Genomic DNA, 22,314 nt, shown 5'->3' with positions numbered 1-22,314 from the left:
CCCCATGCCGCCGCGGCGGCGAGCCTCCCCGACCACCCCCCGTAAGGACACCTCTCATGCTGAACATCGCGGACACGTTGTACCGCTGGTGCCGCGAGGCCCGCCCCTTCGCCCTTGCCACCGTCACCCGGGTCAGCGGCAGCGCACCCCTACCACCCGGCACCGCACTGGCCGTGGACACCGGCGGCGAGGCGGTCGGCAGCATCTCCGGAGGATGCGTTGAGGGTGCCGTCTACGAGCTGTGCCAACAGGTTCTGGAGTCGGGTGAACCCCCGGTACAGGCCCGGTTCGGCTACTCCGACGACGACGCCTTCGCCGTGGGCCTGACCTGCGGCGGTGAGCTGGAGGTCCTGGTGCAGCGGGTCGACCCGGCCGACCAGCCCCACCTCACCACCACCCTGGAACAGGCGCTGGCCGGCCTGCCCGTCGCCGTGGCACATGTCATGGACGGGCCGCAGCACCTTCTCGGCCGTACCCTGTCCGTTCTCGCGGACGGCAGCGCGTACGACGGGACACTCGGCAGCCGACAGCAGGACCGGGCCGTGGCCACCCAGGTCCGCGCGCTGCTGCGCGCGGGCCGGACCGCCCGCGTCGAGGTGGGCGGGGACGCCGAGACCTGCCCCGACAGGCTGACGCTCCTGGTCCACACCCACGCGGCCCCGCCCCGCATGCTGATTTTCGGTGCCGTCGACTTCGCCGCCGCCCTCAGCCAGGCCGGACGGTTCCTCGGCTACCACGTCACCGTCTGCGACGCCCGCCCTGTGTTCGCCACCGCCGCCCGCTTCCCGCACGCCGACGAGGTCGTCGTCGACTGGCCCCACCGCTACCTGGAGGCCACGGAAGTCGACGCCCGTACCGCGATCTGCGTCCTCACCCACGACGCCAAGTTCGACATCCCCCTGCTGCGTCTGGCCCTCGGCCTCCCGGTCGGTTACATCGGCGCGATGGGCTCCCGCCGCACCCACGAACACCGCCTGGACCGGCTGCGGGAGGCCGGCGTGCCCGATGAGCACCTCGCGCGCCTGCACTCACCGATCGGACTCGACCTCGGCGCCCACACACCCGAAGAGACAGCGATCTCCATCACCGCCGAGATCATCGCCCACACCAACAACGGCACCGGCCTGCCCCTGTCGCGCGTACCCGGTCCCATACATGGTTCCGTCCGTGTGGCCCAAGCATCGTCACCAGCCGCGCTCCTGGCCGCATGACGGCCCGCGCCGAGTCGTCGCGCGCTCGCTGACGAGCCACCAGGATCCGATCACGCGTTGAGGAGAGGCCCCACGTGCTCCTCGACACCTACGGCCGGGTAGCCACCGACCTGAGGGTCTCACTGACCGACCGCTGCAATCTGCGCTGCACGTACTGCATGCCGGAGGAGGGCCTGCAGTGGCTGGCCAGGCCCGACCTGCTCACCGATGACGAGATCGTCCGCCTCGTCGGCATCGCGGTCCGTGTCCTCGGCGTCACGGAGGTCCGTTTCACCGGTGGCGGGCCGCTGCTGCGCCCGGGCCTGGTCGGCATCGTCGAGCGGGTCGCCGCCCTCGACCCGCGGCCTCGGATGTCCCTCTCCACCAACGGTATCGGCCTGCGGCGCACGCGACGGCCCTGAAGGCCGCGGGCCTGGACCGCGTCAACGTCTCCCTGGACACCCTGCGCCCCGACGTCTTCAAGACCCTCACCCGCCGGGACCGCCATCAGGACGTCCTCGACGGCATCGCAGCCGCCCACGCGGCGGGACTGAACCCCGTCAAGGTCAACTCCGTCCTGATACCCGGGCTCAACGAGGACGAGGCCCCCGACCTCCTCGCCTGGTCCGTACGGCACCACTATGAGCTCCGCTTCATAGAGCAGATGCCCCTGGACGCCCAGCACGGCTGGAAGCGCGAGGGCCTGATCACCGCCGGCGACATACTGGCCTCCCTGCGCACCCGCTTCGACCTCACCCCCGAGGGCGACGAGGAGCGCGGCTCCGCTCCGGCCGAGCGCCGGCTCGTGAACGGCGGCCCGCACCGCGTCGGCGTGATCGCCTCGGTCACACGCCCCTTCTGCGCGGCATGCGACCGCACCCGCCTCACCGCCGACGGCCGGATACGCACCTGCCTGTTCGCCCGCGAGGAGACCGACCTGCGCGCCGCGCTCCGCTCAGGCGCTCCCGACGCGGAGATCGCCCGGGTCTGGCGTGCCGCGATGTGGGGCAAGAAGGCCGGTTCGGGCCTGGACGATCCCTCGTTCGTACGGCCGGAGAGGCCGATGTCGGCCATCGGGGGTTGACGCGGTGGCAGCCCACGAGCACCCGGGTGAGCAGGCGCACCCGCAGCCGATCAGGCTGGTCGCGATACGACGGACACCGCTCCGCCTGGACGAGGTGTTCCAGGCGGTCGGCGACGAGGCGGCGGGCGGGATCGCGCTGTTCGTCGGCACGGTGCGGAACCATGACGCGGGCGCGGACGTGGACGGACTGGGGCATGCGTGTCACCCGACGGCCGAGGCCGAGATGCGGTGGATCGCGGAGAAGGTCGTGGCGAACCACCCGGTGCGTGCCCTCGCCGCGGTGCACCGGGTCGGTGAACTCGCGGTGGGAGACACGGCGGTCGTGGTCGCCGTCGCGTGTCCGCATCGGGGAGATGCCTTCGAAGCCTGCAGGGAACTGATCGACGGCCTCAAGCACGAAGTACCCATCTGGAAGCACCAGAAGTTCTCGGACGGAACAGATGAATGGGTCGGTGCGTAGCCCCGTCATCGGCTGCGGCCGGCTCCACGTCTCAGCGCAGCGGCTCCATCTCCCAACTGGCCAGCATCCGCAGAGCCTCCTCCGAGCGGGAGCCCGGCTCGGCATGGTAAGTGACCAGCCGCATCGGGGCGCCCCCGGGCAGCGCCATGGGTTCGTGGACGAGGTCGAACTCTCCCACCAGCGGGTGCCGCAATCGCACGGACTCGCCGACGGTCCCGCAGCTCACCTCGTGCCGTGCCCACAGCCGGCGGAACTCCTCGCTCTTCTGCGACAACTCCTGGATCAGGGAAGAGAGGTGCGCATCCGCGGGGCTCTTGCCGGCGTTCATGCGCAGAGCGCCGGCCACACTCAGCGCCACGCGCTCGGGGTCGGCGAAGCGGTCGCGCGCCTCGGGCGAGAGGAAGGCCAGCCGGGCCACGTTGCGCTCCTCGGGCGGCAGTTGGGCCCAGTCCCCGAAGAGGGCGGCGGCGAGCCGGTTCCACCCCAGGATGTCCATACGCCGACTGACGACGTAGGCGGGCACGCCGAGCGTGTCGAGCAGGTGCTGAACGCTGAGCCGCAGTCGCTGCGGCGGGGGCGCGGCCCGCGTCGTGCTCTGCCGCTCGGGCTGGGCCAGCCGGATCAGATGGTCGCGCTCCTCGTCGGTCAGGCGCAGGGCGCGGGCGACGGCCTCCAGCACATCGGCCGACATGGTGTCGCCGTATCCCTGCTCCAGCCGTGCGTAGTAGGCGTACGACACCCCCGCCAACTGCGCCAGTTCCTCGCGCCGCAACCCGGGAACCCGCCGCCGCCCGTGCGAGGGCACGCCCACGTCCTCGGGCCTGAGCCGGGCCCTGCGCGAACGCAGGAACTCCCTCAGCTCGGTACGCCGGTCGAGTCCGGACGTCACTTGGTCACCGGCCGCCGCATCTGAAGACATCTTCGTCCTCCAGTCGTCCTGCCTCGCTGGTGCGAGCAGCGTACAACATCGACCCTACGACTCTTCTTGATACTGAGTCTCAATTAGAGTTAGAGTCCTTTCCTAAGACTTCATTTCGAACGGGAGTGTTCTCGTGAGCAAGATCTGGTTCATCACCGGCTCCTCGCGCGGCTTCGGCCGCCAGTTCGTCCAGGCGGCCCTGGAGCGCGGCGACAGGGTCGCGGCCACCGCCCGTGACACCGACTCCCTCGCGGACCTGGTGGCCGCCCACGGCGAGGCGATCCTTCCCCTGACCCTGGACGTCACCGACAAGACCGCCGCCACCGAGGCCGTCAAGCGGGCTCACGATCACTTCGGCCGCCTCGACGTCGTCGTCAACAACGCCGGCTACGGCCTGTTCGGCACAGTCGAGGAGCTGACGGAGCAGCAGGTCCGCGACCAGATGGAGACCAACTTCTACGGCGCCCTGTGGGTCACCCAGGCCGCCCTGCCCCTGCTGCGCGCGCAGGGCAGTGGCCACATCGTGCAGATCTCCAGCGTGGGCGGCGTCACCGCCTTCCCCAACCTCGGTGTCTACAACGCCTCCAAGTGGGCCCTGGAGGCCATGAGTGAAGCCCTCGCCCAGGAGGTCGCCGGATTCGGTATCAAGGTCACCCTGGTCGAGCCCGGCGGCTTCGCCACCGACTGGGCCGGCTCCTCCGCCACCTTCGCCGGGCAACTGCCCGCCTACGACGACCTGCGCGCGGCCCTCGCCGCCCACTGGGGCAACATCGAGCACGGCGACCCCACCGCCACCGGCGCGGCCCTGCTGCAGATCGTCGACGCCGACAACCCGCCCCTGCGGGTCTTCTTCGGCACCTCCCCGCTCCACCTCGTCCCCCAGGTCTACGCCGAGCGACTGAAGACCTGGGAGGAATGGGCCGATGTCGCCACGCAGGCCCAGGGCAACGCCGCGTAACCGCACGCCGAGCAGGGCAGGCCAGGGACCGGACGGGAGACCGCTCTGCAGTCTGATACTCGGTATCACATTGAGTCCCTGATGTACCCTTCTTGTATGCCTGAAACCGCCCGTACCGCCGACCAGCCCGCCCGCAAGCCGCCCGGCTTGCGTGAGCGCATGCGTGCGACGGTTCGGGCGGAGGTGGTCGAGGTGGCGCACCGGCTCTTCACCGAGCAGGGGTTCGACCGGACGACCGTCGACCAGATCGCCGCCGAGGTGGGCCTGTCGCGCGCCAGTCTCTTCCGGTATTTCGGCACCAAGGAAGAGATCGTCCTGGGACGCCTGGCGGAATCCGGCCGCCAGATCGCGCAGGCGCTGGCCGCCCGTCCCCACGACGAGCGGCCCTGGGAGGCACTGCGCCGGGCGTTCGACGTCCTGACGCGGATGAACGAGGCAGCGCCCGAGCAGGCACTCACCTATCTGCGCATGCTCCAGGAGACCCCGTCGCTGCGCGCCGGGCACTACGAGAAGCAACTGAGCTGGCAGGAACTGCTGGTGCCGGAGATCGCCCGGCGGCTGGGCGTCAGCCCTGACCGGCCCGAGGACACCAGGCCGAGCGCACTGGCCGCCGCCGCACTCGCCTGCCTGGACGTAGCCGCCACGGGATGGGTGGCCTGCGAGGGTACTGTCCCGCTGGCCGTCCTGCTCGACCGGGCGATGGGCGCGTTGAGAGAGTAACCGGGCCCGCCGCCCCGTCGGCCGCGCTTCCCCACTCGCTCCGCCACGGCGGAGCGAGTGGCTGCTACCGCACCGAGTACACGCGCAGCCCATGCCGTCGGTAGGAGTATGACCGCCGGGTCTGTGCGCGCTGCAGACGACAGACGTGGACCGGCCTGCTCCATCAGCCGCGCGCCCTCGCCGGGTAGGACGGCAGCCGGCCGTGGGGATCGGCTGGTCCTCACTGCGCCGCAGAGCTCATGGCACGACTCCGGCCTGTTACGCCTACGAGCTGCTCGCCCACCTTGTCGGAGGCGCCTGAGCGCGCCCCGGCCATACCGGAACCGGCACGGCTTCCGCAGATCGCCCGAAGCCGCCTGGCACGCCGTCAGACGCCCCAGGTCGTCGGCCATGTATCAGCGTCTCCCGGTTGCGGGCGGCGTCCCAGACCGCAGTGGGGTCCCGGCCAGGTGCAGCAGGCCGTAGGTGCTGCGGCGGTCGAGGACGGAGGCGGCGGTGATCCCGGCCGAGGTGAGCCGACCGTGAACGTCACCACGAGCACCACCCGGGTGATGGTAGTGAAGTCCCGGGTGAACCGTGCCTCGGACCAGTTCACGTCGATGCCGGTGACCGGGTACTGATCGGGTGTCAGGCCGGTCAGCGCGGTACGGGCGCGGTCCAGCTCGCTCGGGCCGCCGGACACGGTGGCGGTGACCTGGCGGCTGTCGGAGGGGCCCTCGGCCACGAAGCCGTGGTCTACGCCGATCACCGCGGTCACCCCGGCGGCGTGCAGGCGCTGTTCGGCCCGCGCCCGCATCTGCGTCGCCTTGTTGTCCGGGACGGCGATGGCGAGCTGGTCGGGCCGTCCTCCCCACGAGTGGGCGGCGTCCAGGGTGAGCAGGGCGAAGAACCTGGCGACGAAACCTGCCAAGGTGAGCCCGGAGACGAACCGCCAGGCGGCGCGGTGTCCGATCACCGCGACGAGTTCGCCGGGGTGTGCCAGCGCCGCGCGGCCCAGCGTTCCGGTGGTGTGCCGGGGACGGCGTGGCGGTCGGCGGGCAGCCGGTCCAGTCCCGGTCGGCGCCCACCTCGGCGCGCAGCAGGCCGCGGAAGGTACTCGCCGCAGGGCTCACTCTCCACGCCGGCGAGGTGACCGGGGCTCCCTCCCCGCGATTCGGCTCTTTCAGGCCGTTGGTGTCCTCACCGGACTTGGCGGCCTTTCCCGTTCCGGTGCCCAGTGCGAGCCCGACTGCCTCGATCATGAACTGATCGGTTGACAGCCTGCGACCGCGGCGCCGTGCCGGGACCGACGCGCATCAGCCGACGTTCCGCATTTTTCAGTGCTGGTCAGGGCCTACTTAACAACTCCCCGCGCCTGCAGAGTCGGTGCGGGCCGGTGGCAAACCCCCCGCCACCGGCCCTCGGGCAAGCGGCCCCGGGCCCCGTTCCCCTCGGTGACTCGGGGCCGCTCTGCCACTCGCGTACGCGGCTGCGTACGACCACGCACCGACCACAGGGAAAGGGCACTTCCTTTGCGGAACAAGCGCCAATGGACCAGCGGGAGACCGCGCGGGCACGCCAGGACGGTGTGCGGCATCGCCGCCGTGCTGGCCCTGGCCGGCCTCACCGCGACCGCGACGGTCACCTCCGCCGCACCGATCAGGCCGGCCGAACCGTCCACCGTGCCCCCGGGCGGCCTGACCAAGCCGGCCGCGCGCGTGACGCTGCTGACCGGTGACACCGTCCGCGTGGACGGCAACGGCCGGGTGGTCGAGGTCCGGCCGGGCAAGGGCCGTAGCGGCATCGGGTACTCGGTACGGCGCGTCGCCGGCCACACCTATGTCGTTCCGCTCGACGCGACGAGGCTGCTGGGCAGCGGCAGGCTGGACCGCCGATTGTTCGACGTCACGCAGCTGGTCAAGGACGGCTACGACGACGCCCATCGCAAGCAGGTGCCGCTGATCGTCTCCTACGACGGCTCGAACGCTGTTCAGAAGGAAGCCAGGGACTCCCTCTTCGCCGGCCCGGCGGAGGTCACGCACCGGCTGCCGGCCATCCACGGCGACGCGCTGACCACCGACAAGCCGGACACGGGCAAGGTGTGGCAGGCGCTGACCGACTCCGCCGGTGGCCGCTCCGCCGTGACCGCTGCCCCCGGTATCGACCGCGTGTGGCTGGACGGGCGGGTCAAGATCAGCGCGCAGGCCGCCGTCGCTCCCGACCCGCACGGAGGGGTCGCGCAGATCGGTGCCCCGGCGGCCTGGAAGGCGGGCTACGACGGCAAGGGCGTCAAGGTCGCCGTCCTGGACACCGGCATCGACGCCACCCACCCGGACCTCAAGGGCAAGATCCTCAAGGCCAAGGACTTCAGCGGCTCCGGCTCCACCGACGACAGGCAGGGCCACGGCACCCACGTCGCCTCCACCGTTGTCGGCTCCGGCGCGAAGAGCGGCGGAAAGTACAAGGGAGTGGCTCCCGGCGCGGAGTTGCTGGTCGGCAAGGTCCTGGACGACACCGGCTTCGGTGACAACTCGGACATCATCGCCGGTATGCAGTGGGCCGTGGCGCAGGGGGCCAGGGTCGTCAACATGAGCCTCGGCGAGGTCGACACCCCGGGCGTCGACCCCCTGGAGAAGGCCGTGAACGACCTGTCGGCCTCCTCCGGCGCCCTGTTCGTGATCGCCGCCGGCAACTCCGGCCCCTCGGACACCACCGTCGGCTCCCCGGGAGCGGCCGCGGCCGCCCTGACGGTGGCCGCCGTCGACCGCCACGACAAGATCGCCTCCTGGTCCAGCCGCGGCCCCACCGCCGACGGCCGCCTCAAGCCGGACGTCGCCGCGCCCGGCGTCGACATCATCGCCGCGAAGGCCGCGCACGGCACCGAGGGCAACGACGAGGCGACCGGCTATGTGTCGATGTCCGGCACCTCGATGGCCACCCCGCACACCGCGGGCGCCGCCGCCATCCTGGCCCAGGAGCACCCGCGCTGGACCGGCGAGCGGCTCAAGTCCGCCCTCACGGCCTCGGCCAGGACGCTGAGCGGCGTGACTCCGTACGACGTCGGCGTCGGCCGGGCCGACCTGCCCCGGGCGATCGGCACCACCGTCGGCAGCGAGCCGTCCTCGGTCGACTTCGGCACCCCGGACCCCTGGCCGCACGACGACGACACCCCCGTCACCAGGACTCTCACCTACCGCAACGACGGCACCCGGCCGGTCACCCTGGACCTGGGCATCACCGCGGCCGGCCCCGACGGCAAGGCCGCGCCCACCGGCATGGTCACCGTCTCCCCCGCCCGGCTGACCGTCCCCGCCGGCGGCAACGCGAAGGCGACGGTCACGGCCGACACCCGCCTCGGCAGCGCCGACGGCGTCTACTCCGGCGCGGTCACCGCGAGCGGTGACGGACAGAGCGTCCGCACCGCCCTTGCGGTCGACCGCGAGGTGGAGACGCACACGCTGACCCTGGTCACCACCCGCCGGGACGGCAAGCGCGACAACGAACCCGACGTCACCGTGGCGGGCCTGGACACGGGCAAGCAGTTCACGCCCTACGACGACGGAAAGGCACGCAACGGCACGGTCACCCTGCGGCTGCCCCGAGGGCGCTACGCGATCAGCGCGATGACCATCACCCCGGCAGGCCGGTCCGCCCAGTTGGTCGCTCCCCACCTCGTACTCGACCACGACACCACCGTCGCCCTCGACGGGCGCAAGGCCAAGCCGGTGAAGGTGACCGCTCCGGACCGCCGGGCCACCCTCCGCGACGGCCAGGTCGTCTTCGCCGCCCGCGGCGCCAAGCCGGCCTACGACCTCGCCATCGGCACCGATCTCGACGCAAAGACCACCTTCCTCGGCCAGGTCAGCCCGAACGCCCCCGCGGGCTCCTTCATCGCCCAGGCCGGCGGCATCTGGCAGCGCACCGCGACATCCCCGGCGTACAACCTGGTGACCACGCGCACCGGCGGCTTCTTCGACGGCCTCACCCGTACCTTCGCCTCCAACCGGGGCATGGCCAGGGTCAACACCTCCGTCGCAACGGCCCTGACCAAGGCGCAGACCGCGCAGAACAACGCGTGGACCACGCCGGGCTGGCCAGCGCTCGACCAGGCCACGTCCACCCTCGAAGGGCCACTGCGTACGGCGCCGACCGCCAAGATCGTGCAGTACCTGTCGACCGGCCACGGCGTGCGCTGGATCCTCGGCACCCGGACGCAGAACGGTACGGACGGAGAGGGTATGACCGCCTTCGCCACTTCGCGCCGCTTCGAGCCGGACCGTACCTACCGCGTCACTCTCGACGGCGGTGTCCACGGCCCGATCGTGACACCGACGAAGGTCGTGGGCGGTCTGCGGATCGGACGGTATTACGCATTGTGCGTGCCCATGTTCTCGGACGGACCCGGCGACTTCTCGTACTCCGCGCAGAACAGTGTCCACACCCGGCTCACCTCCGGCGGCAAGGTCATAGGCGACTTCACCGAGGACACCTGCCCGAACACCTACTCCAACCTGCGGGCCGGGACGGCGCGCTACAAGCTGTCCATCACCGCCGACCGCAGCAAGGGCTACAAGATCAGTGACCACGTCGAGGGCGTGTGGACGTTCACCTCGACGAACACGCCCGAGACCCGGGCGGCCGCCTGGCCGCTCTCCGTCGTCCGGTTCCATCCCGAGCTGAGCCTGACCGGCACGGCGAAGGCGGGCGCCCGGATCACCGTCCCGTTGTCCCTGCAGGGCCCGGCGGCGGCCAAGGGGCGTCTGAAGTCGCTGACGGTGAAGGTGTCGTACGACGGCGGGCGCACCTGGAAGCCGGTCACCGTGCACAGCGCGGCGAGCGGCAAGCCATACCTGACCCTTACCAACCCGAGCAGGCCCGGCGCCGTCTCCTTCAGGACAGCCCTCGCCGACACCGCCGGAAACACCTACACCGGCACGATCCACAACGCCTACCGCACCGTCCGGTAACCGGAAGGCACCTGCGGCGGTGGTGGCCCGGCTCGGCCCGGCCACCACCGCCGCACACACCACAGCTCGATCAGCTTCCCGCTCACGAACGGAACAACCATGGCCCAACACGGTCGCCGGCGCCTGACCGCCGCGATGTCCTGCTCAGAACCGCCGCCGGCGGGCTCGTCCTCGGCGGGGGCGCCGCGGTCGCCGGTCCTCTGCTCGACTCCGCCGACGCGGCGCCCAGCGCCTTCGGGTACCGCGACGACGGACGGGCCTACGTCATCACCTCCGGCGCCGACCTGGTCTTCAAGGTCGACCACCGCAACGGCGAACCGCGGCCCGCGAACCCTGCGCGGCCACGGCCTCTTCGGGCAGGCCGTGACCGTGCGGCCGGACGGACGGCTGCTCGTCGGCTCCGCCGACGAGTACGCCGACCTGCCCTCCGGCAAGGTCACCGGATGGGCGCTCGCCGACGGCCGCGAGGTCACCGCTCTCGCTTTCAGCCCCGACGGCACCCGGCTCGCCGTGGGTGACACCACCGGGCACGTGACCCTCTGGGACGGCGACCTGCGCCACGCCACGGGGGTGCTCACCGGCACCGCCGACACGGCACCGAGCAGCCGGGCCGAGGCCGTGGGCGCACTCGCCTTCTCCTCCGACGGCCGCACCCTCGCCGTGGGGGGAGCCGCCGGCACCCTGCGACTGTGGGACACCGCCAGCCAGCAACTGCTCGGCGGCGACCTCCCCACGCCCGGGGACCAGATCCGCTCGCTCGCCTTCGGCCGGGACGACAGCACGGTCTATGCCACCGGACCGAACGTGGTGCTGCAACGCCACCCCATCGCCCCCGACGCGGCCGTCCGCGCCCTCTGCGAGCGGGCCGGTGGCGGGCTGAGCCGGGCGCAGTGGCGGCGGTACGTCCCCGACGCGCCGTACCGACAGGTCTGCCCGTCGGCGCACTGAACACCCGCAAAAGGGGACAGAGTGCCACTTCAGAAAGCCCCGGAATTGTTCACAGTGACCCCGGGCCTCGCTGAAAAACGCCCCTGACCAGAACGATCAGAGACCACAACGGCCGTCGGCGTCCCTCCGACGCGGCGGCCGACCGGCGTCCGGTCCGCGACGCCCGGAAGGTCCCCTCATCTCAGGTTCTGGTCACATGCGCTCTCACCCCCTGCTCCCTTCCCTCCTGCTGCTCGGCGCGCTCACCCTCACGGCGGCCTGTTCGCACGGGACGTCCGAGCCTCCGGTCACGGCGTCCGCCGGCGCGCGGCCCGGCTCGTCGCCGTCCCCGGTCCGGACGGTCGACCCGTCGAAGATCAAGGGCCTTAGGACGGCCAGGAGAGCGAGGTCAGACCGAAGACAGTCAGAAACAGCGCTCTGCCCGCGGACTCGTCTGGATTGACTGGACGCCGTTGGACGGTCCCTGCAACCTGTGCCTGTGGTGCCACCATGGTCGCGTATTGGATTGCCAACCCGGGACGGTCTCCGCGGCGTTCAGGCAGCATCCCAGAGTGCGCATCGAGGATGTGTGCCGCACGGAGCGCGGCAGAGGACCTCCCGGCAGCTTCCTCGATCCGAGGCGGGGGGACGATGTGCACGTTGATGGAGCTGTCCACGTGCCAGTCCGTGGAGTACTCCGTCATCCTGCGCGCCGGGGTCGCCACTGCTTCGCGTACTCCGCGACCGCTCGCTGGTCGAGTTCCCGGCGGGAAAACGGATGGCGCCGTCTGACTTTTTCTCCGCGTGGATCTGCATCAGGCGCTCGTTCGGTCGTCCTGCGTTTCGTGGCCGACCTCTTCACGCTGTTTACCGAGAGCGTCCCGGATCCGAATTGTGTACGGGTGCGGGCAGCGGATCGGCCTGGAACACGGCACTCCTTGAAGAAGGATCCCATCCCACGAGCGAGCTGTCGGGCCACGTATCAAGCCTTCCGAGCAGGGCGCCGGGCGGCACAGCAGGCCCTGCCACGGGTGCAGGTCAGCAAGCCGGACATCGTCCAGCCCGATGCTGACCTGTTGCTTACCCGGGGGCGGCGGTCAGCGCTCTGACCTGTGGAAATACCCAAATGCTAGATCTTGGACTTGAACAGAGTACGCAGCATTTGGGACTCCTGGAAGACGGCTCCCTGCCTGCTTTCTGCAGGTCAAGGGCGGTCCTTACAGTACACCGGCACGCGTTGGACTCGTAGATTGTGAGGAACATCGCTTCACTCTGGCGCGAATGCTTCCTGCCTGCGTCTCCGTGCGAACCCGGCTGCTGCGGTGCCGTCGCCAAGGCACCTGCGCAGACAACCGTCTCGGAATGTTCAGGGACTGATGCTGATCAGATGCTGACTTAGCTGACGATATATCAGGCACACGAGGGCACAGGGCGAGTCGCTTTACGCGCGAGCACATATGTCAGTTGGATTGTTCCGGACGGACTGTGGGAGATCGCGAAGCCGCTGATCCCGCCGTCGCGGGTGCGGCCACAGGGCGGTGGAACGCAGGACACGCCTGATGAGACGCTGTTCGCGGCGATCATCTACGTGCTGGTCAGCGGCTGCACCTGGAGAGCTCTGCCACCCTGCTTCGGGATATCGAAGTCGACCGCCCACCGCGGTTCCTCATCTGGTCGAGAGCCGGAGTGTGGGGCCGCCTGCACGAGGCCGTGCTGCACCATCTCGACGACGCCGGCCTAATCGACGTCGCGTCCTCCTCGACACCGCCCAGGTCCGCGCTAAAGCGGGGCGAACACACAGGTCCGAGCCCCGTGGACCCGGGCAAGCTCCAAGATGCACATCCTGTCGGACGCGAACGGGCCCCTGGTCGTCGGCGTCTCCGCCGCGAACGGCTACGACAGCGAGAGGGCGAGATGCCAAGGTGAAGCCGGTCATGCTCGGCGACGCTCTTGCCGACACCATCACGGGAGGCTTCGGCACCTTCACCGTGTGGCTGAGGCGAGACAGGTGGAGCACGAGGACTAACGGCGAAGGGGCCGGTGGCTCCCGCACGAGCCCCGGTGCTGGCCTCCCACGTCACGAACGTCAGCCTACGGCCGGAGCGGCACCCTTGGTGAGGCGTGCCACTCCGGCCCTCAAAGCGCGAGGTCAGTTGTAGACGTTGAATTCTGCGACTGACCACCAGCTACGCGCAACGTTGCCGGTGTTGACGACCTTGATGTAGCGAGCTGTCTGCGTGGGGAAGGAAATCAGGTGAACTCGTTGGCCGTCCGCTGCGGAAGAAACCTTGGTCCAGTCGGTTCCATCCGTGGATACGTATACGTCTGTGCTCCGCGCATAGTCGCTGACACTGCCGCCGACATCCAGCACGATCTTGTCGAAGGTCTGTGTCTGCCCCATGTCCACTTGGATCCAGAGGCCGTCGTACTGCCCTGTTCCGGAGCTGTACCGGGTGTCGGAATTGCCATCGAGCATGTTTCCGGGCGCATCCCACTGGCTTGCGTCCGAAGCCTTTGCGGTCCAGCCTGTCCGCGGCAGCGCAGGACCGAGATCTATGACGTCGAACGATGATCCACCTGCGTCTGCTCCGCTGGCCCCCTTCACGGAAACCGTGACCTTTCCCGCTGGAAGCCCCTTCGGAACGTAGGCGCTGATGCTCGTGTCCGACCAGGTGTCTATTTCGGCATAGCTCGATCCGAAATACACCGTACCCAGCCCCTGTGTATCGCCGAAACCAGAACCGTGAATCGTGAACTTGGAGCGCGGCGTTCCTCGTTCCGGCTTCAATTCGCTGAAGGTCGGCGATGGGAAGCTTGACAGCTTCTTGGTGGTGAACATCGCCGAGGTGCCGCTTGGCAGCGTATACGTGTACGAGCCGTCGGTGGATATCTTGAAACTCTTGCTGTCGGCGGTCCCGTTGAATACGACGGTGACCTGCGACCCTTCCTTGCTGGTCCAGTTCTTCAGCTGGAGGCCGTTCGATACCGCTGCCGGAGCTGTGATCGAGCCGGTTCCACGCGCAGACCCGTACACCTCGATGTCGCCGATGGCCCACCAGAAGCCGGAGACCGCGGTACTGACGATGCGAATGTACTGTGCCGTTCGGGTCGGCAACGTGACGGCTATCTTGCCGATGCCCCCGCTGCCGCTCGCAATCGCGCTGCCCCAATCGACTCCGTCGTTCGAAACGTAAATCTGGTACCTGGTGACGTAGTCGAACGAATTGTTCACGCCGGTGTCGAGGACGATCTTGTTGAAGCTCGTGGGGTTCCCCAGGTCGATCTGGAACCAGTCGCCGCTCGTCGGCCCGTGCCCGAGACTCCACCTGGTGTTGATGTCGCCGTCGATCGCGTTCGCGGCCACCCCCCAGTCCGGCTGCGCGGAAGCCGTGGCGGTCCACTTGTTACGGCTCAGCGCCCTTCCGGTCGTCTGGACGGAAGCTCCGATCGGCAGGGAGTACGTGACCAGCTTGTTTCCGGTGCGGATGGAGTTCTGGTAGGGCAGCAGTGCCGGGTCGTACGTGACGGTGACCGGGCCGGATGCCGACTTGAAGGTGAAGTCGTGTGTCGGGTCCGAGACCTTGGTCGCTGCGGGGGTACTACCACTCTGCGCAGGCCCGGAGTACGTGAAGGTGACGGCGTCGCCGGCGTTCAGGGTGTAGTCGAACGAGTGTGTCCCGTCGGCGACGCTGAAGGTCTTCGCGGCGCTGCCCGAGTTGTGGGCGATCAGGACCTTCGATCCGTCCGGGTTCTGGAACGCGACGTTCTCTATGCTTCCTTCGCCGAAGGTGTTCGAGTAGATCCGGCGTGCTCCGGGCTTGACGAACCTGCCGGCGTGAGCGAGGGCGTGGTAGTCCACGTTGTAGGTCACCCGTCCGTCGGCCGGGTCGATCGTGAGCAAGCCCCGAAGCATGGGTATGCCGTCCGTGTCGCTGTTGAGGGGGCCCCGATCGGGGTCGAGTGCGATGTTCCACAGCATCACCCCGTTCGCCCAGTTGCGCGTTCCGTTGATGATCCACGTTCCCAGTGCTTCGCTGAACGCCGTCTGGTCGCTGTCCTGCCAAACGCCTCCGGTGGCTTCTGTGATGAAGGTTTCCTTGCTCGGGTAGTCGTTGTGGACCACCGTCTGGTAGTTCGGTTTGCCGCTGTAGATGTGCCATCCGGTTCCCGCGGTGTACTTGGAGGCTGCGGGGTCACTGAAGATCGTCTCGGGATACGAGGGCACGTCCCAGTTGTGGTCCCAGGCCAGGATCTTCGTGGAGATTCCGTTGGCTTCGAACGCCTTGCCGATCTCCTGGATCAACTCGGCTTCCTGGTACGCGGACAGGAACATTCCAGGCCAGGTGGGAGTACCCATGGGTTCGTTCTGCGGGGAAATGTAGGAGATGGGCACGCCGGCTTCGCCGTAGGCGTGGATGAACTTGACGAAGTAGTCGGCCAGCGCGGAGGTGTACTCGCTCTTGAGGGTGCCTCCGATCATGGAGTCGGAGGTCTTCATCCAGCCTGGTGGGCTCCACGGGTTAGCCATGATCTTGATGGACGGGTTGAGTGAGAGGGCCTGCCGCAAGGCCGGAATGATGTACGGCACGTCATGCTGGACGGAGAAGTTGGACAGCGTGGGGTCTGTTTGTCCCGCGGGCATGTCGTTGTAGGAGTAGTTCCCGGACGCGTTGAAATCCGTGGCGCCCATCGGAGAGCGGAGCAGGCTGAGGCCGATTCCCTTCGAGGGATCGAACAGCTTCTTCATCAGCTTGGTCCGCTCGGCGGTCGACAGCTTGTCGAGGAGCCAGGCGGAGGAGTCGGTCATGGCCGCACCGAAGCCTTGGACCTTCTGGTACTTGACGCTGTCGTCGATCTTGATCGTCAGCGGGTTGGCCGTTCTCTTCGCCTTGAACAGCACATCGTCCTGGCCCGCGACCCACTTGTCGGCCGATACGTCCGTCAGCCACACACGGACGGAATTGTCACGTGAGGCTTGCTTCAGCTGCGGGGCGGCGATGGCGTTCCCGGAAACCTGGTTCCAGGCGGCGGCGACACCAACGGCGGTGGCCAGGAACTGGCGTCGTCCGAGACCGTATGACCTCATGGAAGATCCTCCTTCGGACCTGCTTGTTCAGTACTGGGAGAGCGGGTGGAACACATTGCCGAGGTGGGGGATCGACCGGTTGGAGTCGGTTCTACGGCGACGCCGGAGCCGGCTCTGCGGCGCCGGTGCTCGGCTCCTTGATCACGAGCGAGTGCAGTTCCCAGGCGTCGACCGCGAAGCCGAGGCGTGTACCCGGGGCGGTGCGGGCCTGAAGTCGCCACGGGCTCTGCCCTGTGGGGTAGAAGCGCAGGGTGAGGACCTGGCCGGTGGTGATCAGGAAGATTTCGGCGATGGAGTGGTCGACGACGACGCGCAGGTCTAGGGGCCGGTCTGGCGGGCAGGGCATCCGGTGGGAACCGCCGCGGGCCCGGCTGTCCAGTGAGGCGTGGTCACGGTCGACGACGAGTTCGCCCGCGTCCACGTCGAGACGGATGTCGAGGTACTCGGAGCCGTCCGGGGTGGTGAGCAGCCGCAGGCCGGCGTTTCCGGTCGGCTCCAGACGGGCCGTCAGGTCGAAGGCGCGGCCCACGGAGCCGAGGTCCACCGGTTGCGAGCCGTGCGTCGCGCCTGTGGCGGTGATGGTGTGTCGGCCGCGCAGGGCGAGTAGTTCGGTGGCGGGCTGCTGGCGCAGTGTGCCGTCGTCGTGGACGTGGATCTCGCGGGGCAGGGTGAGGGCCCCGGCCCATCCGTCCGCGACGGCCCATGCTTCGTCGCGGGCTTCCCACGACCAGCCCCACAGCAGCCACCGGTCGCCCGGTGCCCGCAGCAGGGCGGGGGCGTAGCAGTCGGGGCCGTGGTCGACGGGTACCGCTGAGCCCGCCTTGAAGTGGCCGTCATGCTCTTCGCCGATCAGGGCCGCGACACTCTGCGGACCGGTGGGTTCGGTCCAGGTGCTGAACAGGAGGGCGCCGCGTCCGTCGGCTGCCGGGAGGTATTGCGGGCATTCCCAGCCCTCCCCGGTGAGCAGGTCGGTGCCACCGATGGGCTCCGGATGGCGGGTGGCGAAGGGCCCCCGGTAGGCCCAGTTCTCCAGGTCGGGTGAGTCGTAGAGGAGGGTGGCGGCGCGGCCGTCCGCGAGGGCGGCGCCGACCAGCATCCGCCAGCCGTCGCCGTCCTGCCAGACGTACGGGTCGCGGTACATGGTGCAGCCCTCGGGCAGCTCGGGGATGACCAGTTCACCACTCGGGCCGAACGTCCGGCCGCTGTCTCGGGAGACGGCGCGGGTGACCGGCTGGTGCTGGAACGAGCGGTCCTCGCGGTGCGCGGAGTAGAAGGCGACCAGCCGTTCGCCGTCGGAGACGGCGTTACCGGAGAAGCAGCCGTCGGCGTCCGGGCCACCGGGGGTCGGGGACAGGGCGATCGGCAGCGGCTCCCAGGTCAGCAGGTCGGGGCTGCGGAAGTGGCCCCAGTGCATGTTGGCGTGGTTCGCTCCGTGCGGGTTGTACTGGTAGCACACGTGGTAGTGACCGTCGTGGAAGACCAGCCCGTTGGGGTCGTTGATCCAGTTGCGGGGCGGGCGCAGGTGCGCGACGGGAAAGTGTGGATCGCGGGGTGGGGTGGACACACGCGTGCCTTTCGGTATGACAGGGGACCGCCCCGCCGGCCCTCTGGTTGGCGGGGCGGCGGGCCGACGCGGCGGTGGTCTTCAAGCCTGTGTGCGGCCTTCAGGTCCGGATGCGGAATTCCACGCTCAGCTGCTGCTCCCGCCGTGAGCTGGGGCCGACGCGGAGTGCGAACTCGCCTGGTTCGACCACTCGGCAGTTGTCGGCTGTGACGAGAGAGCACTGGGAGGCAGGGATGCTGATGCGGACGTCCAGGCTTTCGCCGGGAGGTATTTCAACCTGGGTGAAACCCTTCAGCTCCTGCTCGGCCCAGGTGACGCTGGTGGTCAGGTCGCTGACGTACGCCTGGACCGTTTCCACGGCCCTGCGGCTGCCGCTGTTGGTGAGCCGCACCGTGGCGTCGACGGTGCCGTCGGCGGAGACCTCCGAGTCGTGCACGACCAAGTCGGAGTAGGTGACCGTGGTGTAGGTGAGGCCCTCGCCGAACGCGAACAGGGGGTCCTGTGTGAGGTCCGCGTAGCGGTTGCCGTGCTGGCCTCGCACCTGGTTGTAGAAGACCGGTTGCTGCCCGACGTGGCGCGCGAACGAGACCGGGAGCCGACCGCTGGGATCGATGAGTCCGAGAAACAGTTCGGCGACGGCGCGGCCACCGCGCATGCCCGGGTTGAACGCCTCGATGAGGGCTGCCGCGTTCAGTGCCGACTCCGGGAGGGTGCTCGGCTTGGACTGGGCCAGTACGACGATCATCGGTGTGCCGGTGGCGGCGACCGCGTCCAGCAGCGCGATCTGGCCTCCCTGGAGGTCGAGCGTGGCCGTGGAGCGCACCTCGCCGGTGAGGGCGATGGTGTCCCCCACGACCACGACGGCGTAGTCGGCGGCCTCCGCGGCGGCGGTGGCCTCCCGAAGCTGTGCCTGGTCGACCGGGGCGGGGGTGAAAACGGATGGCTGCGGTTGGCCGTCGGGCCCGAGGGACCACTCGGAGTTGGATGCGGGGCTTTCGATGTCGGCTCCGCGGGCGTACGTGATGGTCCAGTCGGCCGGTGCGACGGCGCGCAGGCCATCGAGCACCGTCTCCACCGACTCGCGTGGATGTCCGTCGGGCATCCACGGGACCTGGCCGGTGGCGCCCGCCCAGTCGCCGAGCATGGCTTGCGTGCTGTCGGCGTTGGGGCCGATGACCGCGATCGTCCGCTGCTTGCCTCGGCTCGCGGCGCGGCCGGTTCCGTCCGAGGTCAGCCCGCCCTCGAGGGGCAGGATCCCCTCGTTGCGCAGCAACACCAGGGAGCGTCGGGCGGTTTCGAGGTTGAGGTCGGCGTGTGCGCGGCAGCCGATCACCTGCGCCTGCCGGTCGGGGTCGGGGGCGCGGGGGTCCTCGAACAGCCCGAGTTCGAACTTCAGCCGCAGAACCCGCCGTACCGCGTCATCGATCTGCTTCTCTTCGATCAGGCCGCGGGCGACCGCCTCCTGGGCGCCCTCGAAGAACTGCGGTGTGGCCATGATGAGGTCGTTCCCGGAGTTGACGGCGACCGCCGCCGCCTCGGCGTAGTCGGCGCAGGTCCGCTGGTCGTAGACCATCCGGCCGACGTTGTCCCAGTCGGTCACCAGCGTGCCGGTGAAGCCCCACTCGCCTTTGAGCACGTCGTTGATCAGCCACTGATGCGCGGTGATGGGCACCCCGTCGATGGACTGGTAGCCGAGCATGAAGCCGCGGCAGCCGGCCCGTACCGCCTGCTCGAAGGGGGGCAGGAACCACGAGCGCAGCTTGCGGGGGCTGAGATCGGCTTCGCTGGCGTCGCGCCCGCCCAGGGTTTCGGAGTAGCCCGCGAAGTGCTTGGCGTACGCCAGCACGGCTGTCGGGTCGCTGAGGCCGTCGCCCTGGTAGCCGCGCACCATGGCCGCCCCGAGTTCACCGATCAGGAACGGGTCCTCGCCGAACGTTTCGTTGATCCGGCCCCAGCGCAGGTCCCGGGTGATGCACAGGACCGGGGAGAACGTCCCGTGGATTCCGGTCGCCGCGATTTCGGTCGCGGCCGCTCGGGCGACTCGGTGGAGCAGGGAGGGATCCCAGGTGCAGGCCATGGCCAGCTGGGTCGGGAAAATGGTCGCCCCCGGCCAGAACGAGTGGCCGTGGATGCCGTCGTCGGCTGTCAGCAGCGGTATGCCGAGCCGTGTCCGCCGGGCCAGTTCCATGGCCTGCGGCATGAGGTCGGGAGACACATGCAGGACTGCCCCGGCCAGCTTGGCCGACACGATGTCCGCCAGGTCCCCGTGTTGTGCGTCGAGCATCAGCAGCTGCCCGACCTTCTCCGGCAGGGTCATCCGGGACAGCAAGTCGTCGGTTCTCGCTTCCACGGACGCTTCCGGATCCAGGTACGCGGCAGAGTGGACCGGCTGTCCCACGGTGTTCTCCAAGAGATGAGTCGTCACTGATCAGAGAGTTGATGGGCGACGGTGAGTGCTTCGTCGCGCGAACCTTGCCGCCCGGCGCGGCGGGGCTCGCGTGCCGTCCGTCCGCCGCTCTGGGCGGGGCCGGTACGGCATGGGGCGGCGGGGCGGGAGCCGGGGTGTCACTTCAGACCGGTGGTGGCGATGCCCGCCACGAACTGTCGCTGGAAGAGCAGGAAGACGATCATCACCGGCAGCAGGACGACCATGGCGCCGGCGAGGAGGATGCCGAAGCGGGTGAAGGACTGTCCGCTGCTGGCCAGGGCGAGGCCGACGGGGAGGGTGTACTGGCTCTCGTTCTGGGCGACGACCAGGGGCCACAGGAAGTTGTTCCAGGAGCCGAGGAAGGTGATGATCCCGAGGGTGGCGAGGGCGGGCTTGGTCAGCGGAAGGATGATCTTCGCGAAGATGGCCAGTTCGCGGCAGCCGTCGACGCGGGCGGCGTCGATGAGTTCGTCGGGCAGGGTGGAGATGAACTGCCGCATCAGGAACACCCCGAAGGGCGTGGCCAGGAACGGCAGGATCAGCCCGAGCAGGGAGCCGGTCAGCTGCATGTTGGCCACCAGCACGTACAGCGGTACGAAGGTGACCAGGCCGGGGATCATGAGGGTCCCCATGACCAGCAGGAAGACGGCGCGCTGTCCGCGGAACTCCAGCTTGGCCAAGGCGTATCCGAGCATCGAGCAGAAGATCAGGTTGCCCGCGGTGACGGCGAGGGCCACGATCACGGAGTTGGCGAACATGCTCGTGAAGTCGAGCGTGCTGAACAGTTCGCCGTAGTTGGCGGTCGTGGGCGCCGTGGGTATCAAGACGGGCGGGACCCTGCGGATGTCGGCCTCGGGCTTGAACGACCCGGACAGCATCCACAGGAACGGCGCGATCATCAGCAGCAGGGCGCCGGCGAGCGGTATGTACAGCCAGGGCTGGCCCCAGTTCTGGCGGATGCGGCGGCGCCTCAGGGCGCGGTTCGTGCCCGGTTGTGGCGTTCGGAGAGTGGAGAGGGTGCTCATGAGGCATCAGTCCTTGTCTCGCAGCACGCGGAACTGCAGCACGGTCAGCGCGACGATGAGGACGAAGATGACGTAGCCGGCGGCCGACGCCATCTCGTAGTTGCCGTTGCCGAACTGTTTGTAGGCGTACAACGTCGCCGACAGGGTGGAGTCCAGCGGTCCGCCATCGGTCATCACGAACGGCTCGTCGAAGAACTGCAGATAGCCGATGCCGGTGGTCACGGCGGTCAGCAGCAGGGCGGGACGCAGGAGTGGGAAGGTGACCCGCCAGAACCGCTGCCAGGGCCCGGCGCCGTCGAGTTCGGCCGCTTCCATCAGGGACTGGGGTACGGACTGCAGACCCGCCAGCATGATGATCATGACCGTGCCGAGGTTGCGCCATATCGCCATCACGATCATGACGGGCAGAGCGAAGCGGGTGTCCGCCAGCCAGGCCGGACCGTCGATCCCGAACCAGCCCAGGACCAGGTTCGCCAGTCCCGCGCGAGGTTCCAGGAGCGTCTTCCACACCACGGCGACGGCCACGATGCTGGTGATCACCGGCAGGTAGAAGCCGACCCGGAAGACGGCCCGGAAGCGGCGGATGCCCCGGTCGAGGGCAACCGCCGCCGCGAGCCCGGCGGCCAGGGTCAGGGGCAGGGCCACCAGGACGAACACGGCCGTGTTGCGCAGGGCCGTGAAAAACTGCGGGTCCTCAAAGAGGCGTACGTAGTTGTCGAAGCCGACGAACGACACGTTCAGCGGTGTGCGCAGGTCCGCGCTCTTGGTGTCGGTCAGGCCCATCAGCAGCGACCACACCACCGGCAGCAGCATGAAGGCCAAGAACAGCGCGAGGAACGGGCCGGCGAGGACCCAGGCGGCCCGGGCCTGCCTGCCGCGCGCCGTGCTCCGGAGCCCGGAGTGCCGGCGATCGGCACTCCGTTCCGACCCTGCGGTGCCCTGCTCGTGGGTGTCGCCCCGCTCGGGGAGCGCTTTCGTGGACATGGATGTCATCCGTCCGTACGAGG

The 22,314-nt window shown here is 69.1% G+C and carries 13 protein-coding genes and 2 pseudogenes; 8 read left to right on the top strand and 7 right to left on the bottom strand.

The features are described from left to right. The first annotated feature begins 56 nt into the window (after nt 1-56). From IO24_RS0113735 to IO24_RS0113725, 3 genes and pseudogenes are all read left to right on the top strand, one after another. Entirely contained in the window at nt 57-1,211 is a 1,155-nt protein-coding gene (locus tag IO24_RS0113735) for an XdhC family protein (RefSeq protein WP_031135462.1), read from the top strand. A gap of 74 nt (nt 1,212-1,285) precedes the next feature. Further along, a pseudogene (gene moaA / locus IO24_RS40630) lies at nt 1,286-2,274 on the top strand (GTP 3',8-cyclase MoaA). Between the two features lie 4 nt (nt 2,275-2,278). Beyond that, nucleotides 2,279-2,734 (top strand): molybdenum cofactor biosynthesis protein MoaE, encoded by a 456-nt coding sequence (locus tag IO24_RS0113725; protein ID WP_031135461.1) that lies wholly within the window; start codon nt 2,279-2,281, stop codon nt 2,732-2,734. A 31-nt stretch (nt 2,735-2,765) separates the two neighbouring features. On the opposite strand, the gene IO24_RS0113720 is transcribed toward IO24_RS0113725, so the two are convergent. Then, nucleotides 2,766-3,653 (bottom strand): helix-turn-helix domain-containing protein, encoded by an 888-nt coding sequence (locus tag IO24_RS0113720; protein WP_045297237.1) that lies wholly within the window; start codon nt 3,651-3,653, stop codon nt 2,766-2,768. 133 nt (nt 3,654-3,786) lie between these two features. Here IO24_RS0113720 and IO24_RS0113715 point away from each other — a divergent pair, with 133 nt between their 5' ends. Beyond that, nucleotides 3,787-4,611, top strand: a complete 825-nt coding sequence (locus tag IO24_RS0113715; RefSeq protein ID WP_031135459.1) for an SDR family oxidoreductase — start codon at nt 3,787-3,789, stop codon at nt 4,609-4,611. Between the two features lie 96 nt (nt 4,612-4,707). Further along, complete coding sequence (locus tag IO24_RS0113710) at nt 4,708-5,331, top strand: TetR family transcriptional regulator (RefSeq protein WP_031135457.1); 624 nt, start codon at nt 4,708-4,710, stop codon at nt 5,329-5,331. Between the two features lie 367 nt (nt 5,332-5,698). Here IO24_RS0113710 and IO24_RS0113705 read toward each other — a convergent pair whose 3' ends face one another. After that, the gene (locus tag IO24_RS0113705) at nt 5,699-6,286 is read right to left on the bottom strand and encodes a hypothetical protein (RefSeq protein WP_031135455.1); all 588 of its coding nucleotides are present in this window, start codon (nt 6,284-6,286) and stop codon (nt 5,699-5,701) included. A gap of 610 nt (nt 6,287-6,896) precedes the next feature. Here IO24_RS0113705 and IO24_RS0113700 point away from each other — a divergent pair. The 3 genes and pseudogenes from IO24_RS0113700 to IO24_RS42890 all read left to right on the top strand — a co-directional run. Beyond that, entirely contained in the window at nt 6,897-10,277 is a 3,381-nt protein-coding gene (locus IO24_RS0113700) for a S8 family peptidase (protein ID WP_037667826.1), read from the top strand. A gap of 363 nt (nt 10,278-10,640) precedes the next feature. Continuing rightward, nucleotides 10,641-11,225 (top strand): WD40 repeat domain-containing protein, encoded by a 585-nt coding sequence (locus tag IO24_RS0113695; RefSeq protein WP_031135451.1) that lies wholly within the window; start codon nt 10,641-10,643, stop codon nt 11,223-11,225. A gap of 1,384 nt (nt 11,226-12,609) precedes the next feature. Beyond that, a pseudogene (locus IO24_RS42890) lies at nt 12,610-13,176 on the top strand (transposase); the annotation flags it as partial. Nucleotides 13,177-13,353: 177 nt separating this feature from the next. Here IO24_RS42890 and IO24_RS42025 read toward each other — a convergent pair. The 5 genes from IO24_RS42025 to IO24_RS0113665 form a co-directional block, all read right to left on the bottom strand. Beyond that, entirely contained in the window at nt 13,354-16,290 is a 2,937-nt protein-coding gene (locus tag IO24_RS42025) for a discoidin domain-containing protein (protein WP_051905898.1), read from the bottom strand. 91 nt (nt 16,291-16,381) lie between these two features. Beyond that, the gene (locus IO24_RS0113680; protein WP_037667825.1) at nt 16,382-17,854 is read right to left on the bottom strand and encodes a glycoside hydrolase family 32 protein; all 1,473 of its coding nucleotides are present in this window, start codon (nt 17,852-17,854) and stop codon (nt 16,382-16,384) included. Between the two features lie 100 nt (nt 17,855-17,954). Then, nucleotides 17,955-20,252 carry a glycoside hydrolase family 3 N-terminal domain-containing protein gene (locus IO24_RS0113675; RefSeq protein WP_031135444.1) on the bottom strand — a complete coding sequence of 766 codons (2,298 nt, stop codon included), beginning with the start codon at nt 20,250-20,252 and terminating at the stop codon, nt 17,955-17,957. Between the two features lie 167 nt (nt 20,253-20,419). Then, nucleotides 20,420-21,307, bottom strand: a complete 888-nt coding sequence (locus IO24_RS0113670) for a carbohydrate ABC transporter permease (protein ID WP_037667824.1) — start codon at nt 21,305-21,307, stop codon at nt 20,420-20,422. Nucleotides 21,308-21,313: 6 nt separating this feature from the next. After that, on the bottom strand, nt 21,314-22,300 hold the full coding sequence (locus IO24_RS0113665) for a carbohydrate ABC transporter permease (protein WP_031135440.1): 987 nt from the start codon (nt 22,298-22,300) through the stop codon (nt 21,314-21,316). Nucleotides 22,301-22,314 lie beyond the last annotated feature (14 nt).

Origin of the sequence: Streptomyces flavovariabilis (assembly GCF_000725785.1) — a bacterium.
In the GTDB taxonomy this organism is placed as follows: domain Bacteria; phylum Actinomycetota; class Actinomycetes; order Streptomycetales; family Streptomycetaceae; genus Streptomyces; species Streptomyces hawaiiensis.
The sequence above is the reverse complement of the archived record's forward strand: the minus strand, read 5'-3'. Positions and strand labels throughout refer to the sequence as shown.